Consider the following 26,125-nt stretch of genomic DNA (forward strand, 5'->3'; position numbering starts at 1 on the left):
GGGGTGGGCGAGGGTGATGAAGGCGTTCCGGCTGGATGAACTCGAGGCGGAAAGAGCCGCCAATGACGGGGCGTATCTGCAGTTTCTGCGGGAGCGCAATATGTCGGTCGGGCTGTACGCGCTCGACGCGGGCACGCAGGACCCGCAGCAGCCGCACGGCCAGGACGAGGTCTATCTCGTGGTCAGCGGCCGCGGTTCGATCACGGTCGGCATGGAGACCACGCAGGTCGGCCGGGGCAGCGTGGTGTACGTGCCGGCCGGGGTCGCCCACAAGTTCCACCACATCAGCGAGGACCTGCGGGTTCTCGTCGTCTTCTCGCCGCCTGAGGGGTGATGGCTCGGGGTTCCCTAAGGGTCGGGTCAGGGGAGGACAAGGGATCGGAAGGGCCCGCGCGGGTCTTCGACGTGCCAGCATTTAGGTAGCAACCCCCAACAGGGAACCTCGAAGAGACTACGAAGGAGCGATGGCAGTGCGAGAGATATTCGCGGACATGCCGTGGTGGGTGAAGTGGGTCGCGGTGCCGGTCATCGCCATCGTCGTGTTCGGCGGTCTGATCGCGAGCGTCGTCGGCTTCGTGATCGGCCTGTTGTTCAAGGTGCTGGTCTTCGCCGCCCTGGTGGGTGGACTCATCTTCGTTGTACGGAAGTTCATGGCCGGCTCGTCCGCGCGGAGCCGCGACTGGTGAAGCTCGGGGCGCACTGGTGTGCGGATCCTGGTCGTTGCGTCGCGCGACCTTTCGCACGACCGGGGGAAGTTTCCCTGCGCGGCGGGCGGCAAGCGGTGGCCAAGGGTTAGAGTCCGGAATTCGATGGCTTTAGTCCCCTGCGAGCCCCGAACGCGCGGGGGTCCCCCCACGCGCATCGGGAGTGAACCTTGGCCACGGTCGATACCGCACCCGCCGCCCCGCAGACCCTCATCGGCTCCGTACAGAGAGCCATGCGACTGCTCGAGGCGGTCGCTTCCCATGACGACGGGGCACCGGCCAAGCAACTCGCGAGGGAAGCGGGCCTCGCCCTTCCCACGGCGTACCACCTGCTGCGCACGCTCGCTCACGAGGGATACCTCCGCCGGGAGAACGGCGTCTTCGTCTTCGGCGACGCCGCCGAGCGTCTGAGCAGCAGCGGAGCGCAGCAGAATCGTCGCAGCATGATCACCGACGCGCTGCGGCACTGGCGCGACACCATCGGTGTCCCGGTCTATTTCGCGGTCTACCGCGAGGGCGAGATCGAGGTCGTCGCCGTCGCCGACACCCCGAACAACCCGGCCGTCGAGGAGTGGGCCGACTTCCGCGAGACCGGCCATGCCCACGCCATTGGCCAGTGCCTGCTGTCCCAACTCGACGACGAGGCCCGCAAGGACCACCTCGACCGCTATCCCGCGCAGTCCATCACGCCGTACTCGGTCCGGGACGACCACACGCTGCTGCGGAAGTTGAGCGCGATGGGCCGCATGGAACCGGTCATCGAGCGTCAGGAGTACGCGCTCGGCACCGCCTGTGCCGCGTTCCCGCTCACGATCGGGTCGGCCGCGGCAACTTTGGCCATTTCTCTCCCTTCCCATCAGGCGGAGAAACTGCTGCCCACAGCCCGTCAGCTGCAGCAGGAGATCGGCAGGCTGGTAGGAACACTCGCCTTCTCTATCAGCATTTGAAAACTCACTCCTTGTGATCCTGTGTGCACGTTGAGCAAGATGCCAGGAGTGTCAGGAAGGTAATTCCTGGCCAATCGACGGCAAGTTGACGGGGTAGGCGATGCGCGAGTCGGTACAAGCAGTTCAGGCAGAGGTCATGATGAGCTTCCTCGTTTCCGAGGAGCTCTCGTTCCGCATTCCGGTGGAGCTCAAGTACGAGGCCACCGATCCGTACGCGGTGCGGCTGACCTTCCATCTCCCCGGAGACGCACCCGTGACCTGGGCGTTCGGCCGGGAACTCCTCGTTGACGGGGTCAACGGGGCGAGCGGTGACGGAGATGTACGGGTCACGCCGGTGGAGCGGGTCGGCGGGGCGGTCGGCGAGATGCCGGGGGAAGTGCACATCAGGCTCCAGGTCGGCGCGGATCAGGCGCTGTTCCGGGCCGGGGTCGCACCGCTCATCGCGTTCCTCGACCGGACGGACAAGCTCGTCCCGCTCGGCCAGGAGGAGACGGGCGCGGACTTCGAGTCGGACCTCGACGAGGCGCTCGACCGGATCCTCGCCGAGGAGCAGAGCGCGGGCTGACTCCCCATCGGCCCGCTCACCACGAGCCGGTGCGCACGACACCGGACCAGGCGTAACGCTTCAGCAGCGCGGTGCACCCGAGCAGTTCCGCGCTCTCGGCGTTCAGCGCTTACGCCGTCGGCCTCTGCCACCCCGTCCAGGAGCGGGAGCGGTCCGCACGGGCCCCTGCTCCTCCGGGCGGTCGGCGGAGACCACGAGCGCTGCCAGCGCGGTGGTCACCGGCACCGAGGCGACAAGGCCGATCGAGCCGACCAGGGTCCGCACGATCTCCTCGGCCACCAGCTCGCTGTTGGCCACGTCGCCGACGCTGCTCTGGGCGATCGAGAAGAGCAGCAGCAGCGGCAGCGCGGCGCCCGCGTACGCGAGGACGAGCGTGTTGACGACGGAGGCGATGTGGTCCCGGCCGATGCGGATGGCCGCCCGGTACAGGGCGCGCCAGCCCATCGTCGGGTTCGCCTCGTGCAGCTCCCACACGGCCGAGGTCTGCGTGACGGTCACATCGTCGAGTACGCCGAGCGAGCCGATGATGACGCCGGCGAGCAGCAGACCGCTCATGTCGATGTCCGGGTACAGGCCGTGGATCAGCCCCGTGTTGTCGTCGGTATTGCCCGTCAGGGCCGCCCAGCCGATGAACAGCGAGCCCAACAGGCCGATCAGCAGCAGTGACACCAGCGTGCCGAGCACGGCGACGGAGGTTCTCGCCGTCAGCCCGTGGCACATATAGAGCGCGATCAACATGATGGCGCTGGCCCCGATCACCGCGACGACCAGGGGATTCGACCCCTGCAGAATCGCGGGCAGGATGAAGAACGTCAGCACCAGGAAGCTGATCGCAAGGGCGATCAGTGCCATGACGCCCCGCATCCGGCCCACCACGACCACGGCCAGGGCGAAGATCCCGGCCAGCAGCACCATCGGAACCTTGCGGTTCACATCGGTGACCGAGTACTGCAGGCTCTTCGGGGCGTCCGGCGCATAGGCGACGATCACCTTCTGACCCTCGTGCAACTGCCGCGGCGAATCCGGCTGGACGACCTCCGTGAACGTACGGCCCTTGTCCTTGCCGCTGTCGATCCGGATCTTCGCGTTCTCGCAGGTGCCGCCGGTCTGCTTCTGGCCCGTGCCCTGTTGCGCGGTGGGGTCGCCGGGGGAGGTCTGGCCCTGGGCGTGCACGGACTTGCAGTCGACCTCGTCGACCTGGGTCACCGTCGCCTGTTGCGTCTGCCGGTCGAAACCGACACCGCTGCGCTCGTGCGGGGGCGCGCCGCCCGGCCAGAACACGGCGAGGCCCACGACGACCGCGACCGAGAACGGGATCAGGACGGCCGCGATCACCTTGCGCAGGTGGCGCGAAACGGGCGCCGCGGGGCCGTGGTTGTGGGAGTGCCCGTGCGGCGGATGGGACGGCGGAGCAGGGGGCTGCTGGCTGGTGGTCACCGCCCGATCATCGCAAGAACGGAAGGGGCCCTCTGTTCAACGCGTCGGACATGGCGTTAGCGTGGAGGCGCTTTTGCAATCGCGGGAGCTCGGAGCACCGGGCTGAGAGGGCGCTGACCTTCGCCTCAGCGCGTTTCACGTGAAACAGCGTGGAACGCCAAGAAGAACTGAGGACGAAACGCTGCGTCGACCGCCGAACCTGTTACCGGGTAATGCCGGCGTAGGGAGTAGGTCTCATGACCACAACGGACGCACACACGCCTGCCTCCAACTCGACCGAGGGCTCGACTCAGGGCTCGACCCAGGGCTCGGCCGAGGAGGTCGGCCAGTCCATCGGCTGGCACAAGGGGTACATCAGGGGCTCGCGCCCCGATCTCCAGGTGCCGGTCCGTCAAGTGCACCTCACCAATGGGCAGTCGGTGACGCTGTACGACACCTCAGGTCCGTACACCGATCCGACCGTCGACACGGATGTCCGTCGTGGCCTCGCGCCGCTGCGGGAGAACTGGATCATCGCGCGCGGCGACACCGCGGAGTACGCGGGCCGCCCCGCACGCCCCGAGGACGACGGCATCAAGCACACGTCGCCGCGCGGTGGCCTGCGCAACCTCGACGCGGTCTTCCCCGGCCGTCCGCGCCAGCCGCGCCGTGGCAGGACCGACCAGGCCGTGACCCAACTCGCGTACGCGCGACGGGGCGAGATCACCCCGGAGATGGAGTACGTGGCCATCCGGGAGAACGTCGAGCCCGAAGTCGTACGAGAGGAGATCGCGGCGGGCCGGGCCGTGCTGCCCGCGAACGTCAACCACCCGGAGATCGAGCCGATGATCATCGGCAAGCGGTTCCTGGTGAAGGTCAACGCCAACATCGGCAACTCCGCGGTGACTTCGTCGATCGAGGAGGAGGTGGAGAAGATGACATGGGCGACCCGCTGGGGCGCCGACACCGTCATGGACCTCTCCACCGGCCGCAACATCCACACCACGCGCGAGTGGGTGCTGCGCAACTCCCCCGTCCCGATCGGCACCGTGCCGCTCTACCAGGCCCTCGAAAAGGTCGACGGCAAGGCCGAGGAACTGACCTGGGAGATCTACAAGGACACGGTCATCGAGCAGGCCGAGCAGGGCGTGGACTACATGACGGTGCACGCCGGTGTCCGTCTCCCGTTCGTGCCGCTGACCGCCGACCGCAAGACCGGCATCGTCTCGCGCGGCGGCTCGATCATGGCCGCGTGGTGTCTCGCGCACCACAAGGAGAGCTTCCTCTACGAGAACTTCGAGGAGCTCTGCGAGATCCTCGCGTCGTACGACGTGACGTACTCGCTCGGCGACGGCCTGCGTCCCGGCTCGATCGCGGACGCCAACGACGAGGCGCAGTTCGCTGAGTTGAAGACGCTCGGCGAGCTGAACACGATCGCCAAGCGCCACAACGTACAGACGATGATCGAGGGCCCGGGACACGTCCCGATGCACAAGATCAAGGAGAACATCGACCTCCAGCAGGAGATCTGCGAGGAGGCGCCGTTCTACACGCTCGGCCCGCTGACCACCGACATCGCCCCGGCGTACGACCACATCACGTCCGGGATCGGCGCCGCGATGATCGCCTGGTGGGGCACGGCGATGCTCTGCTACGTCACGCCCAAGGAGCACCTGGGCCTGCCCAACCGCGACGACGTGAAGACCGGTGTCATCACGTACAAGATCGCGGCGCACGCGGCGGACCTCGCCAAGGGGCACCCGGACGCGCAGGCGTGGGACGACGCGCTGTCCGACGCCCGGTTCGAGTTCCGGTGGGAGGACCAGTTCAACCTGGCCCTCGACCCGGACACGGCGCGGGAGTTCCACGACGAGACGCTGCCGGCGGAGCCCGCGAAGACGGCGCACTTCTGCTCGATGTGCGGGCCGAAGTTCTGCTCGATGAAGATCTCGCAGGACATCCGGCGCGAGCACGGCACCACCCCCTCGGAGATCGAGGCGGGCATGGAGCAGAAGTCGAAGGAGTTCGCGCAGGCCGGCAACCGCGTGTATCTGCCGATCGCCGACTGACGCACATGACGGCATGACGCACATGACGTCATGACGGCATGACCGAATGACGGTGGGGCCCCTCGTGAACCGAGGGGCCTTGTCGTCGGGCACGGCCCGGTGGCCGCCGGAGGGTCAGTCCGGCTGGTGGTCCGGGCCGCCGAACTCCGGGCTCGAGAAGTCCGGGCTCGAGTATCCGGCGCGCTGGCCCGTGGCCGTGCCGCCGCCGTCCGGGCTGCTGAACCCCGGCTTGTGGTAACCAAGGTGCGGCATGCGCCCGGCGGAGCCGCCGCGCCCTCCGAGGCGTCGGCCGCCGCCCGCCGAGGGATCCGCCAGGGCGTCCCGCAGGAACGGCAGGATGCCCCGGTCCAGGAGCGCGGTGCGCCAGGCTTCCCTGGCCTGCTTCAGTTCCTCGCTCGCCTCGCCGTGCGCACTCGCCTGGAGCGACGTCGACCCGTTGCGCAGCGCCGCGAGCAGCAGGCAGACCGCCGCGACGAGCATGCTCGCCGCGGTGATCGCGCCGAACACCCAGCCGAAGGTGCGCAGGGTCTGCGCGAAGGACGGCGCCGGATGGAGCATGCGCAGGAGGTAGCCGACGATCAGGAAGATCGCGGCCGCGGTACCGGCGAGGACAGGGGCGAGCACGACGGCGACCGCGGCGACGCCCGGTCCCGTGCTCTCCCCGCTGCTGCTGTTGCCTCCTTCACGTAGCGGACGCAGGAGCCGCGGCGTGGAGCGCAGTTCCTCGCGGACCTTGACGTAGCGCTGGTACTCGGCGGCGGCCGCAGTGTTGATCAGTGGCGCGGCGCCGAGCGCCATCGTGCGCAGTTGTTCGGGGTTGAGCCGCTGGCCCACTGCGGCGAGATCAGGACGGTCTGGTGCGGTACGCAGCGCCTCATCGAGGAGCCGCTCGAACTCGGGGCGGTCCTCGTTCAGCAAATGCGGAGCGCTGTTCATGTGCATCCCCCGATGCTCCGTAGGGCTTGGTGGCCCGCATGGGTGCGAGCCGTCGGGCAGAAACGGAGGGGAGCCTGCTACGGATAAGCCGATGGTAGAGCTGTCACGGCACGCGGTGACAGGGGGTTTCCGGAAATTGGCCCTCGGACCAGCCGGATCCTCCGCTTTCGCGTGTGCCCCGCGAACTCTCAGATATCCATGGGAAGTTGCTGTACGAGGAGCTTTCCGGCCATGGTCACGCCGCCGTCCATGGCGATGGCCAGGCCGTTCGCGTACACATGCGGCCCCTCGACGGCGGGCCTGCTGTCCTCGCCCTCGCCGTCCTCGCCGCCCACCTCGCCGAGCAGATACGGGATCGGGCTGTGGCCGTGCACGATGCGCGAGCCGCCGTACGTGTCGAGGAGCTGCCGAACGGCGCCGGGCCCCGACTCCTCGTCCTTGAACGCGAAGCGCTTGGTGAACTTGCGGAACAGGTCCCAGCACTCGTCCGCGTCATTGCGCGTGAGGGTCTCGCGGACCGTGTCGTTGACGGCCTCGATGGAGTCGCCGTAGTCGAGGTACGCGGTGGTGTCCGAGTGCGTCAGCAGGTGGTCGTCCTCGATCTCGATCGCGTCGAGCCGGGACATCCACTGCAGATGTACGTCCTGGAGGCGGTCCATGTCGGCCTTCTGCCCGCCGTTGAGCAACCAGGCCGCCTGGAAGGTGGCGGTGCCGGCGCCGGAGTTGACGGGCGTGTCGCCGAACCGCTTCGCGCCGAGCAGCAGCAGCTCGTGGTTGCCCATGAGCGCCTTGCAGTAGCCGCCCGCGGCCGCCGCTTCGGCGGAGAGCCGCATCACGAGGTCGATGACGCCGATCCCGTCGGGCCCGCGGTCGGTGAAGTCGCCGAGGAACCACAGGCGCGCGGTGCCCGCCGCCCAATTGCCCTCGGCGTCGATCAGGCCCTTCTCGTGGAGCGCGGCGACCAGCTCGTCGAGGTAGCCGTGCACATCGCCGACGACGTACAGCGGGCCCGGGCCCTCGTCCCCCGTCGGCGCGGGCTGCGCGGCCTCGACCTGGACGGTGTCGCCCCGGTTGATGACCGGCAGATCGCGCTCGGTGGGGGTGTAGCCGTCGGGATACGCCTCGGGTTCCTCGGTGCCGGGGGCAGGACTGTCGGAGTCCGTCGGCAGTACGTTCGCCGGTACGTCATGGACGTACGCGGGAACACGGAAGTCACGCAGCGTCTCCGTGCGCGCTGCGGGTCCCAGACCGGCCCCCTGAGTCATCGACCCCTCCACCACCATTGCGCCGCCTGTGCACCGTATCGGACTGCCTGGTCGCAGCGGCCCGCGGTGTCGTGCGCCCATCATAGGAATGCGGCTCGCGCTGTGTGATGCACCAGGGGTGGTGAATCGGTGACGGGCGGCTGATCGCCGTGCATTTCTCCCGAATTGGTGTGGACTTTTCTTGCCGGTGGAGGGGTCGGAGGGGTGGGCGGCGGCCGGTCAGCCGGGCCCCGGGGAGCGGGGCGGGCTGACCGTGGTGCGGTGCGGGCGCCGCTGGGACGAGGTCCGCACGATGAGTTCGGTCGGCATCACCTGCTCGACCGGCTGGTCGGAGTCGACCCCTTCGATGGCGTCGATGAGGAGCTGTACGACGGACGTGCCGATCCGCCGCGGTTTGAGCGAGAGGGTAGTGATGGGCGGCTCTGTATTGGCGTAGACGTTCGACTCGCTGCAGCACACGAGCAGCAGGTCCTCCGGGACGCGCAGGCCGTAGCGGCGGGCGGCGGCGAGCAGATCGGTGCCGTTGGGGTCGAAGAGGCCGTAGACCGCGTCGGGACGGTCGGGCCGGGCGAGCAGCCGGTCGGCGGCGACGGCGCCCGCGCAGGGATCGTGCGCGGGGTACGACTCGTAGACCGGTTCCTGTCCGATCCGCTCGCACCAGCGCAGATACGCGGAGGTGGAGAGGTGGGTGTACGTGTCGGTGGTGGTGCCGGTCAGGAGCCCGATGCGGCGGGCGCCGGACTCGGCGAGGTGGTCGAGGATGCCCATCACGGCGGCCTCGTGGTCGTTGTCGACCCAGGCGGTCACGGGCAAAGTGGCCGCGGGACGTCCGTCCGAGACGACGGGCAGGCCCTGGCGGACCAGCTCGGTGACCACGGGGTCGTGGTCGGATGGGTCGACGACGACGGTTCCGTCCAGGGCGACGTTCGACCAGACGTCGGCCGGGCTGCGGCGTGAGGTGGCGGGCAGGATGACGAGGGCGTACCCGCGGGCGAGCGCGGCGGAGGTGGCGGCTCGGGCCATCTCCGCGAAGTACGCGAATTCTGTGAAGGTGAAAGGTTCATCCCCGTACGTCGTCACGGTCAGGCCGATGAGGCCCGATTTCCCGGTACGGAGCGTGCGAGCGGCCGCGGAGGGGCGATAGCCCAACCGTTCGGCGACCTCGCGGACGTGGCGTCGGGTGGCGTCCGGGAGCCGGCCCTTACCGTTGAGCGCATCGGAGACAGTTGTGATCGAGACCCCGGCGGCTGCGGCAACGTCTCTGATGCCTGCCCGGCCCGGCCGGGTGCCCCTGCGGGTCGTCTCTGCCCGGCTCACCTGGTGCTTCCCTGCTGCTGTCATGGCGAGCCGATAGTAGGGCTCATTCGGCTGCATGGTGGGGGCGCATATGCAGGCGTTGACAGGCACGTTTCTGCAAGGTGATGAACAGTCATCGACCATGGAATACATGGGAGTTGGCGGGTATGACAGTGGTACATCGCTTGTCGTCACGCACCGGCCTGCCAAGTCGGCGATGTTTCGAGTAGGTCTCAACTCACCTTCACGAGGGATGCGCGCCACGGCGCGAGCCACCGGCGCGCGCCAGGGTAAGGGGCGCTCCCCCCTCTCTGTACGCCTTCGGGAGGGCCGAGCCCCGACCATTGGGGCGCGCGGCGAATCCTCTTAAGGTGAGCAGTATTGGAACGGTGCCCATGAGGAGGACTGCGGTGAGCGAGATCAACCCGAAGCTGCGTGCGGAGCTGGCGGGGATCCCCGCCTACAAGCCGGGCAAGCCGGCCGCTGCCGGGGGGCCGGTGGCGTACAAGCTGTCCTCCAACGAGAATCCGTATCCTCCGCTGCCCGGGGTGATGGAGCGGGCGATCGCGGCCGCCGGGTCCTTCAACCGCTACCCCGACATGGCGTGCACCGGCTTGATCAACGAGCTGTCCGACCGTTTCGGTGTGCCCGCCGCCCATCTGGCCACGGGAACCGGGTCGGTCGGCGTCGCGCAGCAGCTGCTCCAGGCCACCTCGGGGCCGGGCGACGAGGTCATCTACGCGTGGCGGTCCTTCGAGGCGTACCCGATCATTACGCAGATCAGTGGCGCGAAGTCGGTGCAGGTGCCGCTCACGGCGAGCGAGGACCACGACCTCGACGCCATGGTCGACGCGATCACCGACCGCACGCGCCTCATCTTCGTATGCAACCCCAACAACCCCACGGGCAATGCCATCCGCCGGGCCGAGCTCGAGCGGTTCCTCGACCGGGTGCCCTCCGATGTGCTGGTGGTCCTCGACGAGGCGTACCGGGAGTTCATCCGGGACGCCGAGGTGCCGGACGGCGTGGAGATCTACCGGGATCGGCCGAACGTGGCGGTGCTGCGGACCTTCTCCAAGGCGTACGGGCTCGCGGGGCTGCGGGTGGGCTTCGCCATCGCGCACGAGCCGGTCGCTGCGGCGCTGCGCAAGACGGCGGTCCCCTTCGGTGTGAGCCAGCTCGCACAGGACGCGGCGGTCGCCTCGCTGCGCGCCGAGGACGAACTGCTCGGCCGGGTCGGTTCCCTGGTGACCGAGCGGGCGCGGGTCCTCGAGGGGCTGCGGGCGCAGGGCTGGACGGTGCCCGAGTCGCAGGCCAACTTCGTATGGCTGCGTCTGGGGGACAGGACGATGGACTTCGCGGCGGCCTGTGAGCGGGCGGGCGTGGTCGTTCGGCCGTTCGCGGGCGACGGGATGCGGGCCACGATCGCGGAGACCGAGGCCAACGACATCTTCCTGCAGACGGCCGCGGAGTTCCGCAAGGAGCTCTAACGGGCGCCTGAACGCCGGGCGTTGGCCGGGCATCGTAGCCGCAGGGGGTCTCCCGGAATTACGGGGGACCCCCTCTCGTATGCCGACAACCAGTACGACATAATGCTTGTGAATGTGAACGCGTTCACAAGCGTGTCCTGGTTCCTCCCGGGATTTGTGGGATTAAAGGGGCAAACTGCCGCTGTGACCACGGCGATGTAAGGAGAAGACGCAGTGGACCCGACAACGATCGCCCTCGCGCCGGAAACCCTGGCGCGATGGCAGTTCGGCATCACCACCGTCTACCACTTCCTGTTCGTCCCACTGACGATCTCCCTGGCCGCGCTCACGGCGGGCCTGGAGACGGCGTGGGTGCGCACGGGCAAGGAGAAGTACTTCCACGCGACGAAGTTCTGGGGAAAGCTTTTCCTGATCAATATCGCGATCGGTGTGGCGACCGGTCTCGTGCAGGAGTTCCAGTTCGGCATGAACTGGTCGGACTACTCGAAGTTCGTCGGTGACGTCTTCGGTGCCCCGCTCGCGATGGAGGCGCTGATCGCCTTCTTCTTCGAGTCCACCTTCATCGGGCTGTGGATCTTCGGCTGGGACAAGCTGCCGAAGAAGCTCCACTGCGCCTGCATGTGGATGGTGTCGATCGGCACGCTGGCCTCGGCCTACTTCATCCTCGCCGCCAACTCCTGGATGCAGCACCCGGTCGGCTACGAGATCGACAAGCAGACCGGGGTGGCCCGGCTCAACGACATCGGGCACGTCCTCTTCCAGAACACCGCGGTCGTCCAGTTCGCGCACACGGTGTCCTCCGCCTTCCTGACCGGCGGAGCCTTCATGATCGGCATCGCCAGCTTCCTGCTCTGGAAGATCAAGAAGCAGAAGGACGCCGGCGAGCAGGTCGACCGGAAGCGGACCATCACGCTGCGCAGCTCGCTCCGGATCGGCCTGATCACCACGATGATCGCGGGCATCCTGGTCGCTCTCTCCGGCGACCAGCTGGCCAAGGTGATGTTCAAGCAGCAGCCGATGAAGATGGCGGCGGCCGAGGCCCTGTGGGACACCGAATGCCCCGCGCCCTTCTCGATCTTCGCGGTCGGTGACGTGACCAAGGGTCACAACTCCGTCGAGATAGAGCTTCCGGGCCTGCTGTCCTTCCTGGCCGACAGCAACTTCACCAGCTGTGTCCCGGGCATCCACGAGACCGCCAAGGCCGAGGCCGAGAAGTACGGCGGGCAGCCCGAGGACTACATCCCCAACATCTTCGTCACCTTCTGGGGCTTCCGCCTGATGATCGGCATCGGCCTCACCGCCGCCGTCGCCGCGGGTGCCGGGTTCTGGCTGACGCGGAAGAGGCGATGGCTGTTGCCCGAGCATCGAAGGGGTGAGGACGAGATCCCGAAGCTGATGCTCACCAACAAGCGTGAGCTCGGCCCGACCGTCACCAAGTGGGGCTGGCGGGTCGGCATGGCCTCGCTGATCTTCCCCTTCATCGCCAACTCCATCGGCTGGATCTTCACCGAGATGGGCCGTCAGCCCTGGGCCGTCTTCGGACTGTTCAAGACCGCCGACTCGGTCTCCCCCGGCGTCAGCCAGACCGAGATGGCGCTCTCGCTGAGCGCGCTGACCCTGCTGTACGCGGTGCTGTTCTGGATCAACATCCGGCTGATGAAGAAGTACGCCGTCAAGGGTCCGGACACGGACGAGGAACCGCCCACCAAGGACCCGAAGCTGCGTGGTCCCTCGGGGGACGACTCCGATGACGACGACGCCGACAAGCCAATGACCTTCGCGTACTGAGAGGAGAAGCGCCATGGGACTCAACGACTTCTGGTTCCTTCTGATCGCCGTGCTGTGGACCGGCTACTTCTTCCTCGAAGGCTTCGACTTCGGGGTCGGCATCCTGACGCGGCTGCTCGCGCGCGACCGGACCGAGCGGCGCGTGCTGATCAACATCATCGGTCCGGTCTGGGACGGCAACGAGGTCTGGCTGCTCACCGCGGCCGGAGCGATGTTCGCCGCGTTCCCCGTCTGGTACGCGACGTTCTTCAGCGCCTTCTACATGCTGCTCGTGCTCGCGCTGCTGCTGCTGATCGTGCGTGTGCTGTCCTTCGAGTACCGGCACAAGCGGCCGGAGGAGAGCTGGCAGCGCAACTGGGAACTGGTGCTCTTCGTCAGCTCGCTGCTGCTGCCGTTCCTGTGGGGCGTGATGTTCGCCGACATGGTGCACGGTGTGCCGATCAACTCCGACCAGGACTTCGCCGGTTCGTTCGCCGACCTGCTGACCTGGTGGGGGCTGCTCGGCGGGCTCGCCTTCACCGCCGTGTGCACGCTGCACGGGGCCGTGTTCACCGCGCTGAAGACGGTGGGCGACATCCGGGTGCGGGCGCGTGCGCTCGCGACGAAGGCGGGTGTGGCCACGGTGCTGCTCGGCGGCGGGTTCCTCGCCTGGATCCAGGTCGAGCGCGGGACGGCGTGGACCGCGGTGGCGTTCGCCGTGGCGGTCGTCGGGCTGCTCGGGACGCTCGCGATGAACGCCAAGGGGCGCGAGGGCTGGGCCTTCACCTTCAACGGGGTCGCGATCGCGGCCGTGGTGGCGGCGATCTTCCTGGCCCTGGTGCCGAACGTCATGCCGTCCTCGCTCAACGACGCGTGGAACCTGACGATCGACAACACGTCCTCGGGTTCGTACACGCTGAAGGTCATGACCTGGGTCGCCGGGATCATGACGCCGCTGGTCCTGCTCTACCAGGGCTGGACCTACTGGGTGTTCCGCAAGCGGCTCGGCACGAAGAACATTCCTGCCGAAGCGCACTGAGCCGGTCGTCCGGCGTCTTGCTCAACTCGCCTACGTGAGGGTGTGTTTCACGTGAAACCGATCGACCAGCGTCTGTTCCGGTACGGCCGGGCCTCCCGCCTCTTCCTGATCGCGGTGGTGGTCCTGGGCGCCGCCGGGGCGGGCCTGGTCATCGCGCAGGCGATGCTCATCGCCGAGGTCGTGGTGGGCGCGTTCCAGCACGGTCTCGGTGTGGCCGGGCTGCGGACGCCGCTACTGCTGTTGGTGGCGGTTGCGGCCGGGCGCGGGCTCGTGTCCTGGCTGACCGAGCTGGCCGCGCACCGGGCGAGCGCGGCGGTCAAGTCGGAGCTGCGCAGGCGGCTGCTGGAGCGGGCCGCGGGGCTCGGGCCGGGGTGGTTGAGCGGGCAGCGGACGGGGTCGCTCGTGGCGCTCGCGACGCGCGGCGTGGACGCCCTCGACGACTACTTCTCGCGCTATCTGCCGCAGTTGGGGCTCGCGGTGGTGGTCCCGGTGGCGGTGCTCGCCCGCGTCGTCACCGAGGACTGGGTGTCGGCGGCGATCATCGTCGGCACGCTGCCCCTCATCCCGATCTTCATGATGCTGATCGGCTGGGCGACCCAGTCCCGGATGGACCGTCAGTGGCGGCTGCTGTCGCGGCTCTCGGGGCACTTCCTGGACGTGGTCGCGGGCCTGCCGACGCTGAAGGTGTTCGGCCGCGCCAAGGCGCAGGCCGAGTCCATCCGCAAGATCACCGGCGAGTACCGCAGGGCGACGATGCGCACCCTGCGGATCGCCTTCCTCTCGTCGTTCGCCCTTGAGTTGCTGGCCACGCTGTCGGTCGCGCTCGTCGCCGTGACCATCGGCATGCGGCTCGTGCACGGCGAGATGGACCTCTACATCGGGCTCGTGATCCTGGTGCTCGCGCCCGAGGCGTACCTCCCGCTGCGGCAGGTGGGCGCGCAGTACCACGCGGCGGCCGAGGGGCTCGCCGCGGCGGAGGAGATCTTCGCCGTCCTGGAGGCGCCGCTGCCGGAGTCCGGTGCGCGGGAGGTTCCTTCGGCCGGCGGAATCGCGTTTGAAGGCGTTTCTGTTCGCTACGTAGAGCGCTCCTCGGAGGCCGTCTCCGACGTCACCTTCCAGGTCGCCGAAAACGAGACTGTGGCCCTGGTGGGGCCGAGCGGAGCGGGCAAGTCGACGCTGATCAGCGCCCTGTTGGGTTTCGTACGTCCCTGTAGTGGGCGGATCCGCGTCGGCGGCGTCGACCTGGCGGAGGTGTCGCGCGAGGCGTGGCACGCGCGCGTGGCGTGGGTTCCGCAGCGGCCGCAGCTGTACGCCGGGTCGATCGCGGACAACGTACGGCTCGCCCGCCCGGAGGCCGACGACGCGGCGGTGCTCGACGCGCTGCGGGAGGCCGGGGCCCTGGAGTTCGTAGAGGCGCTGCCCCAGGGAGTGGCGACCGTGCTCGGCGAGGACGGTGCCGGGCTCTCGGCCGGGCAGCGGCAACGGCTCGCGCTCGCGCGGGCGTTCCTCGCGGACCGGCCTGTCGTGCTGCTCGACGAGCCGACGGCCGCGCTCGACGGTGAGACCGAGGCGGGCATCGTCGACGCGGTGCGCAGGCTCGCCGTGGGGCGGACCGTGCTGCTCGTCGTGCACCGTCCGGCGCTGCTGGCCGTCGCGGACCGGGTCGTACGGATCGAGGCGCCCGGTGCCGCGGTGCCGGCGCAGGTGCGCGGCGTGGCGCGGGGAGGCGTGGCCGAGCAGGCCGTCGCCGATGCGGTCGAGGCCGCCCCCGCGCAGGCAGCGCGGGACGACGGCGCGGCCGCGGACCGGCGGCACGTGCTCGCGCGGCTGCGCGACGCCGCCCGGCCGCGCCGCTCGCGGCTCGTGCTCGCCCTGCTGCTCGGGGCGCTCGCGCTCGGCAGCGCGGTCGGCCTGATGGCGACGTCCGGGTGGCTGATCTCGCGGGCCTCGCAGATGCCGCCGGTGCTCTACCTGATGGTCGCGGTGACGGCCACGCGCGCGTTCGGCATCGGGCGGGCCATCTTCCGGTACCTGGAGCGGCTCGTGTCGCACGACGCGGTGCTGCGCATGCTGGCCGACACCCGGGTCGCCGTGTACCGGCGCCTGGAGCGGCTCGCCCCTGCCGGGCTGCGCACGACGCGGCGCGGCGATCTGCTGTCCCGGCTCGTCGCCGACGTGGACGCGCTGCAGGACTACTGGCTGCGCTGGCTGCTGCCCGCGTCGGTCGCCGCGCTCGTCGGCGTGGGATCCGTGGCGTTCACCACGTGGCTGCTGCCCGCCGCGGGCGCCGTGCTCGCCGTGGGGCTGCTGCTCGCGGGGATCGGGGTGCCGTTGCTGTCCGGAGCGGTGTCCCGGCGCGCCGAGCGACGCCTTGCCCCCGCGCGCGGGGTGCTCGCCACGAAGGCGGCCGAACTGCTCACCGGCACCGCCGAACTGACGGTCGCGGGCGCTCTCGGGCGACGTAGGAAGGAAGCCGACGAGGCCGACTCCGTGCTGACGCGGATCGCCTCGCGCGCCGCCACCGCGACCGCGCTCGGCGACGGGCTCACCGCGCTGATCACCGGGCTCACCGTGGCCGCCGCCGCGCTCGTCGGCATCCAGGGCGTGCGCACCGGGCAGCTCCACGGGGTCTCGCTCGCGGTCGTCGTGCTCACGCCGCTCGCCGCGTTCGAGGCGGTGCTCGGCCTGCCGCTCGCCGTGCAGCACCGCCAGCGCGTCCACAAGAGCGCTGAGCGGGTCTACGAGGTGCTGGACGCCCCCGAACCCGTACGAGAGCCCGAACGGCCCGCACAGGCGCCGCAGGCCCCCTTCCCGCTCGTCGTCCGCGGGCTCACCGCCCGCTACGAGGGCCAGGACCGGGACGCGCTCGCCGGCGTCGACCTGACGCTGGAGCGCGGCCGCCGCGTCGCCGTCGTCGGCCCCTCGGGATCCGGCAAGACGACCCTCGCGCAGGTCCTCCTGCGCTTCCTCGACGCGGACTCCGGGACGTACACGCTCGGCGGCGTCGACGCGTCCGCGCTGGACGGCGACGCGGTCCGGCGGCTCGTCGGGCTGTGCGCCCAGGACGCGCACCTCTTCGACAGCAGCCTCCGCGAGAACCTGCTGCTCGCCAAGAAGGACGCCACCGAGGACGAACTGTGGGCGGTGCTCGGCCGCGTACGGCTCCAGGAGTGGGCGCAGGCGCTGCCGGACGGGCTCGACACCCTGGTGGGCGAGCACGCCGCGCGGCTCTCGGGCGGCCAGCGGCAGCGGCTCGCGCTGGCCCGCGCGCTGCTCGCCGACTTCCCCGTCCTCGTACTCGACGAGCCCGCCGAACACCTCGACCTGGAGACGGCGGACGCGCTCACCGCGGACCTCCTGGACGCCACGCGAGGGCGGACGACCGTGCTGATCACGCACCGGCTCGCCGGCCTGGAGGCCGTGGACGAGGTGCTCGTGCTCGACGGCGGGCGGATCGCGCAGCGCGGCCCGTACGCCGATCTCGCCGCGGTCGACGGGCCGCTTCGGACGCTTCGGGAGCGGGAGGGCGCGGCGGAGGCGCTGGCCGCGGCGGGTACCTGAGGCAAGCTCGACTTTCCCCGCCAATTGGTACTAATTAGGCTCGTCGCATGGCAGCACCCACGGACCCCGGCGCCCAGTCCCCCGCCGAGCCCGCCGCGGCCTCCCTGGAGGCGGCTACCGAGGCGACCCGCACCCTTCACGGTCTGTCGGCGGAGCTGACCGCACGGCTGCCGCAGCTCCTGGAGGCGATGCGCTCCGTGGGCACCGGGCTCGAGCTGCACTCCACGCTCGACCGGATCTGCGAGACGGCCGCCGAGCTGGCGCACGCCAAGTACGCGGCGATCGGGGTCATCGCCGAGGACGGCGAAGGGCTCTCGGAGTTCGTCTACTACGGGGTCGACGACGAGACCGCCCAGCTCATCGGGCGGCTTCCCGACGGGCACCGGGGGCTGCTCGGCGCGCTCATCCACGACCCCCGCCCGGTGCGCCTCGCGAACCTCGCGGACGACCCGCGCTCCTGCGGGTTTCCCGCGAACCACCCGCCGATGCACACGTTTCTCGGCCTCCCCATCCGCGTACAGGGCGAGATCTTCGGAAACCTCTACCTCACGGAGAAGCACGACGGCGGCGAGTTCGACGACGACGACCTGAACGTGGTCCGGGTGCTCGCCACGGAAGCGGGCATCGCGATCGGCAACGCGCGCCTCTACGAAGCGGCCAAGCAGCGCGAGCGGTGGATCGACGGATCTGTGGCGGTGACGACCGCGCTCCTGTCGGGCGGCGACGCGGACGACGCGCTCCAGGTGGTCGCCGAACAGGCCCGGCACCTCTCCGACTCGGCGGCCGGCATCGTGCTGCTGCCCGCGGAGGAGGGCGGCATGGAGATCGTCGCCGTCGACTCGGACGAGCCCTCCGCCGCGCTCGGCGTGATCGTCCCTCCGGAGAGCGAGGTCATCTCCGAACTCGGCGACGGACAGGCCGTGTTCATCGACGACGCGGCCACCGATCCGCGGATGCTGACCGACCTCGCGCGGGACTACGGTCCTTCCATGATGCTGCCCCTCCAGAGCGGTGGGCGGGTCCTGGGGACGCTGATGATGACCCGCGCGCGCGGGGGACGTCCTTTCACCGAGGTGGAGCGCACCCTGGCCACCCAGTTCGCGTCCCAGGCGGCGCTCGCCCTGGTGACGGCGGAGGCGCAGCGCGACCGGGAGCGCCTCGCCGTCCTGGAGGACCGCGACCGGATCGCGCGCGACCTGCACGACCTCGTCATCCAGCGGCTCTTCGCGACCGGGATGATGCTGGAGACCGCCCAGCGCCGCTCCGTGGTGCCCGAGGTGCAGACCGGGGTCGGCAAGGCGGTCGACGAGCTCGACACCACGATCCAGGAGATCCGCACCGCGATCTTCGCGCTCCAACAGGAGCCCACGGAGGCGCCTTCGGGGCTGCGCACCAAGGTGCTCCGTGAGATCAACATGGCCGCCGTGCCGCTCGGCTTCAAGCCCTCGCACCGCTTCCTCGGCCCCGTCGACACGGTCGTCGGCGAACTCACCGGCAAGCACCTCATCGCGGCGCTGCGCGAGGCCCTCTCCAACGCGTTCCGGCATGCGGAGGCCACCCGTATCGACGTCGTCGTGGACGGCACCGTGATCCTCCCCGACGGGCAGCAGGGCGTCCGCCTGACGGTCGCGGACGACGGTGTCGGCATCAAGGAGGGCGGGCGGCGCAGCGGCCTGAAGAACCTCCAGAAGCGGGCCGAGTCGCTCGGCGGCGCCAGTTGGTACGGGACGGGGCTCGACGGGGCCGGCACGACGGTGGTGTGGCAGGCGCCCTACTGAGTCGGGGCGCACCCTTGCCCCCGGAGCCGCCCCTCCCTGGTTTGGCGGTACGTTTCTGCGCCGTACGGGGCAGGCGTTCCCTCGGCCGGTCCACCTCCAGGAGAGGCCCGGCGCGCGGCGGTCAACGATCCGATGCATGCGTCAAGGACCCCGCCGCACCGGCAGCCGCAACGGCACCTCGCTCGTCCTCCCGGCGCTGCTCTGCGCCCTCGTGGCCCTCGGCGGCCCGCCCACGCTCTCCCAGGGAGCGGAGGGCCCCGAGGCGAGCGCGGAGGTGGCGCGCCTCTACGAAGAGGCGTCAACGGCCTCGCAGCGCTACGAAGCGGGGCGCAGGGCCGCCTCCGTACAGAAGGCGAAGGCGCGGACGATGGAGCGGCTGCTCGCGCGGGAGCGGCGGCAGATCGACGCGCTCCACGGCGACCTCGGCCGGATCGCCCGCGCCCAGTACCGCGGCGGGGGCGACATCCCGATCACGGCGCAGATGCTGCTCGCCGAGAACCCCGAGAAGCTGATGCACGGTCAACGGGCGGTCTGGCAGGCCGACCTGGCCTTGAACAACGCCGTGGACAAGAGCCGACGTGCCGAGCGCAGGCTCGCCGAGGGACAGCGTGCGGCGGCGGACGCGTGGCACTCCCTACAGGCGCGCACCGCACGGCTCGTACGCCTGAAGAAGGGCATCGAGAGCAAGCTCGAAGCGGCGCGGGGGCAGCTCCAGGGGGAGGCGGACCAATCGGTCGCCGCCGGTAAGTGCCGGGGCTCCGTACGCCTCAAGGAGCCGAAGAACTCGACTACGCGCGCGTGGGTGCCTCCTGTGGAGACGTACGAGCTGTCCGCCGGCTTCGACAGCGCGGGCGCGCGGTGGTCGCACCGGCACACAGGACAGGACTTCGCGGTCGACATCGGCACACCGGTGCGGTCCGTGGGCGCGGGCCGCGTGGTGAGCGTGTCCTGTGGCGGTGCCTTCGGTATCGAGGTGGTCGTGCGGCACCCCGGCGGCTACTACACGCAGTACGCGCATCTGGCCGCGATCACCGTCGACCAGGGGCAGCAGGTCCGCGCGGGCCAGTGGGTCGGGCAGTCGGGCACCACCGGGAATTCGACGGGGCCGCACCTCCACTTCGAGGTGCGGCTCACGCCGTACCTGGGGTCCGGGGTGGACCCGGTGAAGTGGTTCGCCGAGCGCCACGTGAAGCTGTAGGCACCAGGGCTCAGCCCGTGGGGGCGTGCGCGGCCAGGATGTCCTCGATGACGCGGGCCACGCCGTCCTCGTTGTTCGTCGCCGTACGTGCGCTCGCCATGGCCAGGACCTCGGGGTGCGCGTTCCCCATGGCGTAGGACGTGCCCGCCCAGGCGAGCATCTCCATGTCGTTGGGCATGTCCCCGACGGCGACCACCTCGGCGGGCGCGATGCCGCGTTCCGCGCAGCACATGGCGAGGGTGCTCGCCTTGGAGACGCCCGGGCCGCTGATCTCCAGGAGCGCGCTCGGGCTGGACCGGGTGACGGCCGCCCTGTCGCCCACGCCGGACCGGGCCAGCGCCAGGAACTCGTCGGGGCCGAGCTCGGGGTGGTACGCGAGGAGCTTGAGCACCGGCTGGTCCGCGACGGCCGCGCCCTCGAAGTCCGCGGCCAGCAGCTTCTCCGCGGGGGCGACGGTGTCGCCGGCCTCCATGTGCAGCGGCGGGTACGCCGGCTCGTGGTGCAGTCCGCCGGTGCGCTCGACGGCGAAGGTGGTGCCGGGGGCGCCCGCGCGCAGGATGCGGACGACGTCGAGCGCGTCCGGGACCGCCAGCTCGCGGATCTTGACGAAGCGGTGCCGGCCCGCGTCGCCGTGCAGGTCCACGACGGCGGCGCCGTTTCCGCAGATCGCCAGGCCGTGGCCGTGCACATGGTCGCTGACGACATCCATCCAGCGGGCCGGGCGACCGGTGACGAAGAAGACCTCTATGCCGGCTTCCTCGGCGGCGGCGAGCGCGTCGACCGTGCGCGGGGACACGGTCTTGTCGTCGTGCAGCAGCGTGCCGTCGAGGTCGGTGGCGATCAGCCGGGGCGTGGGGGCGGTGGGGGCCGGAATCCGGGGCCCGGGATTCGGTGAGGTCACCGCCCCATCGTCGCGCATATGCGTGCACGGGCGTGCTGCGGGGCGCACATATGAGTGTGCGCCTGGCTCATGCGCCCCGTCCGGTTCGTGGCGTTACGGCTTCGGTTCCGGGCGAGTTCGCTCCGGCGTGGTCGAGGTCAGTCGAGTTGGGTCAGGGCCTCCGTGGCGATCGACTCGAAGGTCTTCTGGTCGGCCGCGAAGGCGGTGTCCGGGATCGGCCAGTGCAGGACGATCTCGGTGAACCCCAGCTCGCGGTGGCGGCCCGCGAAGTCCACGAAAGCGTCGACGGAGGTAAGGGGGCGGGTCCGGTCCGGGGTGAAGCCGGTGAGCAGGACCTTGTCGAGTTCGTCCACGTCGCGGCCGATGGCCTCGCACGCGGCGGCCAGCTTCGCCGCCTGCCCGCGAATGGCTTGAATCGACTCCTCCGGCGTGCCGTTCTCGTACAGCTTCGGGTCGCCGGTGGTCACCCACGCCTGCCCGTGCCGCGCGGCGAGCTTCAGGCCGCGCGGGCCCGTCGCGGCCACGGCGAACGGCAGCCGGGGGCGCTGCACGCAGCCTGGAATGTTCTGGGCGCCGACGTCGCCGCCCGCCGAGTAGAACGTTCCGTCGTACGAGACGGTGTCCTCGGTGAGCAGCCGGTCGAGCAGCGGCACGAACTCCGCGAAGCGGTCGGCCCGCTCGCGCGGCGTCCACGGCTCCTGCCCGCTGTGCGCGAGGGCGCTCGCGTCGAAGCCGGTGCCGCCCGCGCCGATGCCGAGCGTGATCCGGCCACCGGAGATGTCGTCGAGCGTGAGCAGTTCCTTGGCGAGCGTGACGGGGTGCCGGAAGTTCGGCGAGGTCACGAGCGTGCCCAGGCGGATCCGCTCGGTGGCGGTCGCCGCGGCCGTCAGCGTCGGGACCGCCCCGAACCACGGCCCGTCCCGGAACGGCACGCGCCAGGACAGGTGGTCGTACGTGTACGCGGTGTGGAACCCCAGCTCCTCCGCGCGCAGCCATGCCTCGCGGGCGCCCTCGTGCCAGCGGCGGTAGGGCAGGATCACGGTGCTCAGGCGCAGCGGGCGAGGGGGCGTGGCGGGAGCGTTCTCGTTCATGCCTGCGAGCGTATGCGCAGGCCCGACGCTCGGCAGGCCGGGCCGGGAAACCGCGGGTAGCGTGGAGGAACGGCGACGCTCCTCGCGCCTCTCGGCCCTTCCCCGCCTCCGTCTCGGCTCTCCGTCGCCCCCCTCTCGAATCCCTTTCGTGCGCCTCCCGGATTCTTCTCGCGTGCCTCTCGGATTCCTCCCGAGTCCCTCTCGGATTCCCTCAGATTTCTTCCAGAAATTTTGCCTCTCATGTTTGATCCACAGCCAACTCAAGTTATCCACAAGGGAATTGGCGTTTCTGTGGACAACTCTCAAGTGATAGAGCCCTTTTGGGCAACAGTGGGAATATTGCCGGAACTTGACGTCAATGCGTCCAATGTCCTTGTATGCACCTCTCGTTCGGCCGCCGCCGCGACGAACGCCGAGACGTGCTCGGGACCAACAAGCCTGCTTACGGCCTGCATTGTGTCGGCCGGTATGGCGACGAATTGCGGCTCGTCGGACGACTCGGCGGCCGGTCCTTCGGACAGGTGCCGACGGAGGTGCTGGGTGGCGAACAGCCGCATTGCGCGGGCCAGTTCGGCGTCGACCGACTGCTGCGCGAGCGGCCGCAGACGCCGCACGAGCGAAGCGGCCTCGGCCGCTTCCGCGTCCGTCGGCGGCTGCGGGCCGAGATAGCGCGCGAAGACGTGCTCGGTGGTGAACTCCAGGAAACGCGCCGCTATATGCTCGACGTGCCCCCTCAACTCCCGTAGATGACCGGAAATCGCGGACAGCGGGACGCCCGCCGCGTGCAACTCGGCTGCCACCGCCAGCTCTTGAGGACTCGGGACGAGGAACTCGTCGTCCGTCCCCGGAACGCGCTCCAGCACACCGAGTTCGATCGCGTCCCGCACAGCGACCTCATCGGGCTCGCCGCCGAACCTCGCGTCCAGCTCCGCGCGCGTGATGCGTCCCGCCCGCTCGTCCGTCCACGGTCCGTCCACCTCCGCGACCAGACCGAGTACGCCGCCCAGGCCGCGCCCCGCGTCCCAGGCCTCCAGCAACTCCTTGATGGACGCCAGGGTGTAGCCGCGCTCCAACAGGTCGGCGATCTGGCGCAGCCGGGACAGATGCGCGTCCGTGTACACATTGGCCCGCCCGCGGCGCTCGGGCCGGGGCAGCAGCCCACGGTCCTGGTAGGCGCGGATCGTGCGGACCGTGGCACCGCTGTGGTGGGCCAGGTCCTCGATCCGGTACTCGGCGACCGACTGCTCCGTCACACCTCACGCCCCTAGGTCGTACCTGTGGAAGGCTCGCGATCCACGCCCGCGACCCACGCCGGCGGTCCACCGCGTCGGCGGTCCACCACGTCAGTGATCGCCGCTGTCAGGCGATGGCCGAGCGGCCGATCGCGCCCGCCGCGGCTCTCGCGGCCGGCGAGGTCGACAGATAGTCGACGGCCTTGCGCAGCGAACCTTCCTGCGAGGGATGGTACGACCGGCGCAGATAGCGCGGTATGGCCGCACCCAGCTCGCGCCAGGACGGCAACAGGCCCTTGCGCACCGCCCTGTTGTGCTCGGCCAGCGAGTAGCGCGGGCGCCCGGCTAGCATGGGGTGTCCCCTGCTCGAAGAGCTTGGGGAAGGGGCGTGGCGGATGAGATACGCGGCGCCCCACGCCCACAGGTAGAGCATCACGGGCGCGGTGACCGCCATCCCCGCCACCCGTCGCGCGTAGCGGGGCGCGCCCCGGCCGCCGCAGTGCTGGTACATGTCGAAGGCGACCGAGCGGTGCTCGACCTCCTCCGCGCCGTGCCAGCGCAGCAGGTCGAGCATGGCCTCGTCGCAGCCCGCGCGGTCGAGGGCCTCGGCGCCCAGTACCCAGTTGCCCAGGACCGCCGTGAACTGTTCGATCGCGGCGATCACCGAGAGCCGGTAGCGCAGCCACTCGCGCTCGGGTATCGGCACGCCCAGGGGCGGCGTCTCGCCGAGCAGCTTCTCGAAGAGGAAGTCGACGTACTTCGTGTAGTGCGCGGTGTCGAGCTTCTGGGCGGCCAGGTGGTCGAGTACGTAGGCGTGCTGGACGCTGTGCGTGGCCTCCTGGCCCATGAACCCCTTGACGTCCTGGAGGAGTTCGGGGTCCTCGACCAGCGGGAGGCCCTCCTTGAAGACGCGTACGAACCACCGCTCTCCCGCGGGCAGCAGCAGATGCAGCACATTGATGACGTGCGTGGCGGTCGGCTCGTCCGGTATCCAGTGCAGCGGCGTCGTCTCCCAGTCGAAGGAGACCCGGCGCGGAGTGATCGTGTAGTGCTCGCCCTTCTTCGTGCCTGGTGTGTCGTCGGTGCTCACAGGGGTGGCTCCATCCGTGCGACCGCGCGCAGGGCCTTGGGTGTGAAGCGGGACATGAGGTGGGCGCCGCGGGCCTCCGGGGTGACCGGGACGACCGCCTTGTCGTGCACGACGGCGGTCAGGATCGCGTCGGCGACCTTCTCCGGCGGGTAGTTGCGCAGGCCGTACAGGCGCGAGGACTTCTTCTGGAGGCGCTTCTCCTCCTCGGCGTCGGCCCCGGCGAAGCGGGCCGTCGCCGTGATGTTCGTGTTCACGAGGCCGGGGCAGATCGCGGAGACCCCGATGCCCTGCCCGGACAGCTCGGCGCGCAGGCACTCGCTGAGCATCAGGACGGCGGCCTTGGAGGTCGAGTACGCGGGGAGCGCCTTCGAGGGCTGGTACGCCGCCGCGGACGCGGTGTTCACGATGTGCCCGCCCTGACCGCGCTCGGCCATCTGCTTGCCGAAGAGGCGGCAGCCGTGGATGACGCCCCACAGGTTGACGTCGAGGACCTTCTTCCAGTCCTCCGGGGTGGTGTCGAAGAACGAGCCGGACAGGCCGATCCCCGCGTTGTTCACCAGGACGTCGACCACGCCGTACTCGTCCGCGACCTTCGCGGCGAGCTTCTCCATGGCCTGCTCGTCGGTGACGTCGACGGTCTCGCCCCAGGCCTCCGGGGCGCCGATGAGCCGGGCCAGCTCGGCGGTCCGCGCGGCGCTCTCGGCGTCCCGGTCGACGGCGATCACCCGCGCGCCGGCCTCCGCGAAGGCGAACGCGGTGGCCCGCCCGATGCCGCTGCCCGCACCGGTCACCAGGACCAGCTGGCCGCCGAACCGGTCCGCGTACTTGCCGTCGGCCGCAGGGCGCCGCGCGGGCAGATCGGGACCCTGCTCCTCGTTCGCGTCGACGAACTCGGTGATCCACGAGGTGAGTTGATCGGGGCGGGTGCGCGGGACCCAGTGCTTGGCGGGCAGTACGCGGCGGGTCAACTGCGGCGCCCACAGCTCCAGTTGGTCGTACAGCTTCGGCGAGAGGAAGGCGTCACCGAGGGGCGTGATGAGCTGCACGGGCGCGTGCGCGTACGCGTCCTCGCGCGGGCGGCGCAGTCGCGCCCTCACGTTGTCCCGGTACAGCCAGGCGCCGTGCGCGGCGTCCGAGGGCAGCGACTTCGTGGGGTAGTCGCCCGCCGGGACGCGCTCGACGCGCTCCAGGATCTTCGGCCAGCGCTTGCCGAGCGGGCCGCGCCAGGCGAGCTCGGGCAGCACCGGCGTGTGCAGCATGTACACGTACCAGGACTTGGCGCCCTGGCCGAGGAGCTGGCCCACCTTCGCCGGTGTGGGCCGCTTCACGCGCTGCTTGATCCAGTGCCCGAAGTGGTCGAGGGACGGGCCCGACATCGACGTGAAGGACGCGATGCGGCCCTGGGTGCGCGCGGTCGTGGTGAACTCCCACGACTGCACCGAACCCCAGTCGTGCCCCACCAGGTGCACCGGCCGGTCCGGGCTCACGGCGTCCACGACCGCCAGGAAGTCGTCCGTCAGCTTCTCCAGGGTGAAGCCGCCGCGCAGCGGCTTCGGCGCGGTGGACCGGCCGTGCCCCCGGACGTCGTAGAGCACCACGTGGAAGCGGTCCGCGAGGCCCGCGGCGACCTCGGACCACACCTCCTTGGAGTCCGGGTAGCCGTGCACGAGGACCACCGTCGGCCGCTCCGGCCCACCGGGTTCGCCCAGCTCGACGACGCACAGCTCGACGCCGCCCGTGTGCACCGAGCGCTCGCGCGCGCCATGGATCTTCATCAGGT

The 26,125-nt window shown here is 70.1% G+C and carries 20 protein-coding genes and 1 riboswitch; of the genes, 11 read left to right on the top strand and 9 right to left on the bottom strand.

Annotated features, from left to right (window positions below):
• The first annotated feature begins 16 nt into the window (after window positions 1-16).
• The 4 genes from RBJ65_RS13615 (at window position 17) to RBJ65_RS13630 (ending at window position 2,216) form a co-directional block, all read left to right on the top strand.
• Entirely contained in the window at window positions 17-334 is a 318-nt protein-coding gene (locus RBJ65_RS13615; protein ID WP_306322730.1) for a cupin domain-containing protein, read from the top strand.
• 136 nt (window positions 335-470) lie between these two features.
• Complete coding sequence (locus RBJ65_RS13620) at window positions 471-686, top strand: DUF5326 family protein (RefSeq protein WP_306322731.1); 216 nt, start codon at window positions 471-473, stop codon at window positions 684-686.
• 188 nt (window positions 687-874) lie between these two features.
• Entirely contained in the window at window positions 875-1,651 is a 777-nt protein-coding gene (locus RBJ65_RS13625; protein ID WP_306322732.1) for an IclR family transcriptional regulator, read from the top strand.
• 100 nt (window positions 1,652-1,751) lie between these two features.
• The gene (locus tag RBJ65_RS13630; protein ID WP_306322733.1) at window positions 1,752-2,216 is read left to right on the top strand and encodes an SsgA family sporulation/cell division regulator; all 465 of its coding nucleotides are present in this window, start codon (window positions 1,752-1,754) and stop codon (window positions 2,214-2,216) included.
• A 102-nt stretch (window positions 2,217-2,318) separates the two neighbouring features.
• Here RBJ65_RS13630 and RBJ65_RS13635 read toward each other — a convergent pair whose 3' ends face one another.
• On the bottom strand, window positions 2,319-3,653 hold the full coding sequence (locus RBJ65_RS13635) for a YibE/F family protein (protein WP_306322734.1): 1,335 nt from the start codon (window positions 3,651-3,653) through the stop codon (window positions 2,319-2,321).
• A 71-nt stretch (window positions 3,654-3,724) separates the two neighbouring features.
• Window positions 3,725-3,897, top strand: a riboswitch (TPP riboswitch).
• On the opposite strand from RBJ65_RS13635, the gene thiC reads away from it, so the two are divergent.
• Window positions 3,890-5,701, top strand: a complete 1,812-nt coding sequence (gene thiC / locus RBJ65_RS13640) for a phosphomethylpyrimidine synthase ThiC (protein WP_306322735.1) — start codon at window positions 3,890-3,892, stop codon at window positions 5,699-5,701. It overlaps the preceding riboswitch by 8 nt.
• Window positions 5,702-5,815: 114 nt before the next feature.
• On the opposite strand, the gene RBJ65_RS13645 is transcribed toward thiC, so the two are convergent.
• The 3 genes from RBJ65_RS13645 to RBJ65_RS13655 all read right to left on the bottom strand — a co-directional run bounded on the left by RBJ65_RS13645 (window position 5,816) and on the right by RBJ65_RS13655 (window position 9,243).
• Entirely contained in the window at window positions 5,816-6,643 is an 828-nt protein-coding gene (locus tag RBJ65_RS13645) for a hypothetical protein (RefSeq protein ID WP_306322736.1), read from the bottom strand.
• A 182-nt stretch (window positions 6,644-6,825) separates the two neighbouring features.
• On the bottom strand, window positions 6,826-7,902 hold the full coding sequence (locus RBJ65_RS13650; protein WP_306322737.1) for a metallophosphoesterase: 1,077 nt from the start codon (window positions 7,900-7,902) through the stop codon (window positions 6,826-6,828).
• 219 nt (window positions 7,903-8,121) lie between these two features.
• Window positions 8,122-9,243, bottom strand: coding sequence for a LacI family DNA-binding transcriptional regulator (locus RBJ65_RS13655; protein WP_306322738.1), 1,122 nt, complete (start codon window positions 9,241-9,243; stop codon window positions 8,122-8,124).
• Window positions 9,244-9,608: 365 nt separating this feature from the next.
• On the opposite strand from RBJ65_RS13655, the gene hisC reads away from it, so the two are divergent.
• The 6 genes from hisC to RBJ65_RS13685 all read left to right on the top strand — a co-directional run bounded on the left by hisC (window position 9,609) and on the right by RBJ65_RS13685 (window position 20,031).
• On the top strand, window positions 9,609-10,688 hold the full coding sequence (hisC, locus tag RBJ65_RS13660; RefSeq protein ID WP_306322739.1) for a histidinol-phosphate transaminase: 1,080 nt from the start codon (window positions 9,609-9,611) through the stop codon (window positions 10,686-10,688).
• Between the two features lie 213 nt (window positions 10,689-10,901).
• Complete coding sequence (locus tag RBJ65_RS13665; protein WP_306322740.1) at window positions 10,902-12,476, top strand: cytochrome ubiquinol oxidase subunit I; 1,575 nt, start codon at window positions 10,902-10,904, stop codon at window positions 12,474-12,476.
• A gap of 13 nt (window positions 12,477-12,489) precedes the next feature.
• Window positions 12,490-13,494, top strand: a complete 1,005-nt coding sequence (cydB, locus tag RBJ65_RS13670; protein WP_306322741.1) for a cytochrome d ubiquinol oxidase subunit II — start codon at window positions 12,490-12,492, stop codon at window positions 13,492-13,494.
• A 51-nt stretch (window positions 13,495-13,545) separates the two neighbouring features.
• On the top strand, window positions 13,546-17,055 hold the full coding sequence (cydD, locus tag RBJ65_RS13675) for a thiol reductant ABC exporter subunit CydD (RefSeq protein ID WP_306332132.1): 3,510 nt from the start codon (window positions 13,546-13,548) through the stop codon (window positions 17,053-17,055).
• Window positions 17,056-17,102: 47 nt separating this feature from the next.
• Entirely contained in the window at window positions 17,103-18,833 is a 1,731-nt protein-coding gene (locus tag RBJ65_RS13680; protein ID WP_306323997.1) for a GAF domain-containing sensor histidine kinase, read from the top strand.
• A 136-nt stretch (window positions 18,834-18,969) separates the two neighbouring features.
• Window positions 18,970-20,031 (top strand): M23 family metallopeptidase, encoded by a 1,062-nt coding sequence (locus RBJ65_RS13685; RefSeq protein WP_306323998.1) that lies wholly within the window; start codon window positions 18,970-18,972, stop codon window positions 20,029-20,031.
• Window positions 20,032-20,041: 10 nt separating this feature from the next.
• On the opposite strand, the gene RBJ65_RS13690 is transcribed toward RBJ65_RS13685, so the two are convergent.
• The 5 genes from RBJ65_RS13690 to RBJ65_RS13710 form a co-directional block, all read right to left on the bottom strand.
• Window positions 20,042-20,950, bottom strand: coding sequence for a Cof-type HAD-IIB family hydrolase (locus tag RBJ65_RS13690; RefSeq protein ID WP_306323999.1), 909 nt, complete (start codon window positions 20,948-20,950; stop codon window positions 20,042-20,044).
• Between the two features lie 119 nt (window positions 20,951-21,069).
• On the bottom strand, window positions 21,070-22,023 hold the full coding sequence (locus tag RBJ65_RS13695; RefSeq protein WP_306324000.1) for an LLM class flavin-dependent oxidoreductase: 954 nt from the start codon (window positions 22,021-22,023) through the stop codon (window positions 21,070-21,072).
• 302 nt (window positions 22,024-22,325) lie between these two features.
• Complete coding sequence (locus RBJ65_RS13700; protein ID WP_306324001.1) at window positions 22,326-23,276, bottom strand: MerR family transcriptional regulator; 951 nt, start codon at window positions 23,274-23,276, stop codon at window positions 22,326-22,328.
• Between the two features lie 106 nt (window positions 23,277-23,382).
• Complete coding sequence (locus RBJ65_RS13705) at window positions 23,383-24,345, bottom strand: metal-dependent hydrolase (protein WP_306324002.1); 963 nt, start codon at window positions 24,343-24,345, stop codon at window positions 23,383-23,385.
• On the bottom strand, window positions 24,342-26,120 hold the full coding sequence (locus tag RBJ65_RS13710; protein WP_372341462.1) for an SDR family oxidoreductase: 1,779 nt from the start codon (window positions 26,118-26,120) through the stop codon (window positions 24,342-24,344). The genes RBJ65_RS13705 and RBJ65_RS13710 overlap by 4 nt, the downstream gene beginning before the upstream one ends.
• Window positions 26,121-26,125 lie beyond the last annotated feature (5 nt).

The sequence above is a fragment of the Streptomyces sp. KL109B genome, assembly GCF_030766935.1.
Taxonomy (GTDB): domain Bacteria; phylum Actinomycetota; class Actinomycetes; order Streptomycetales; family Streptomycetaceae; genus Streptomyces.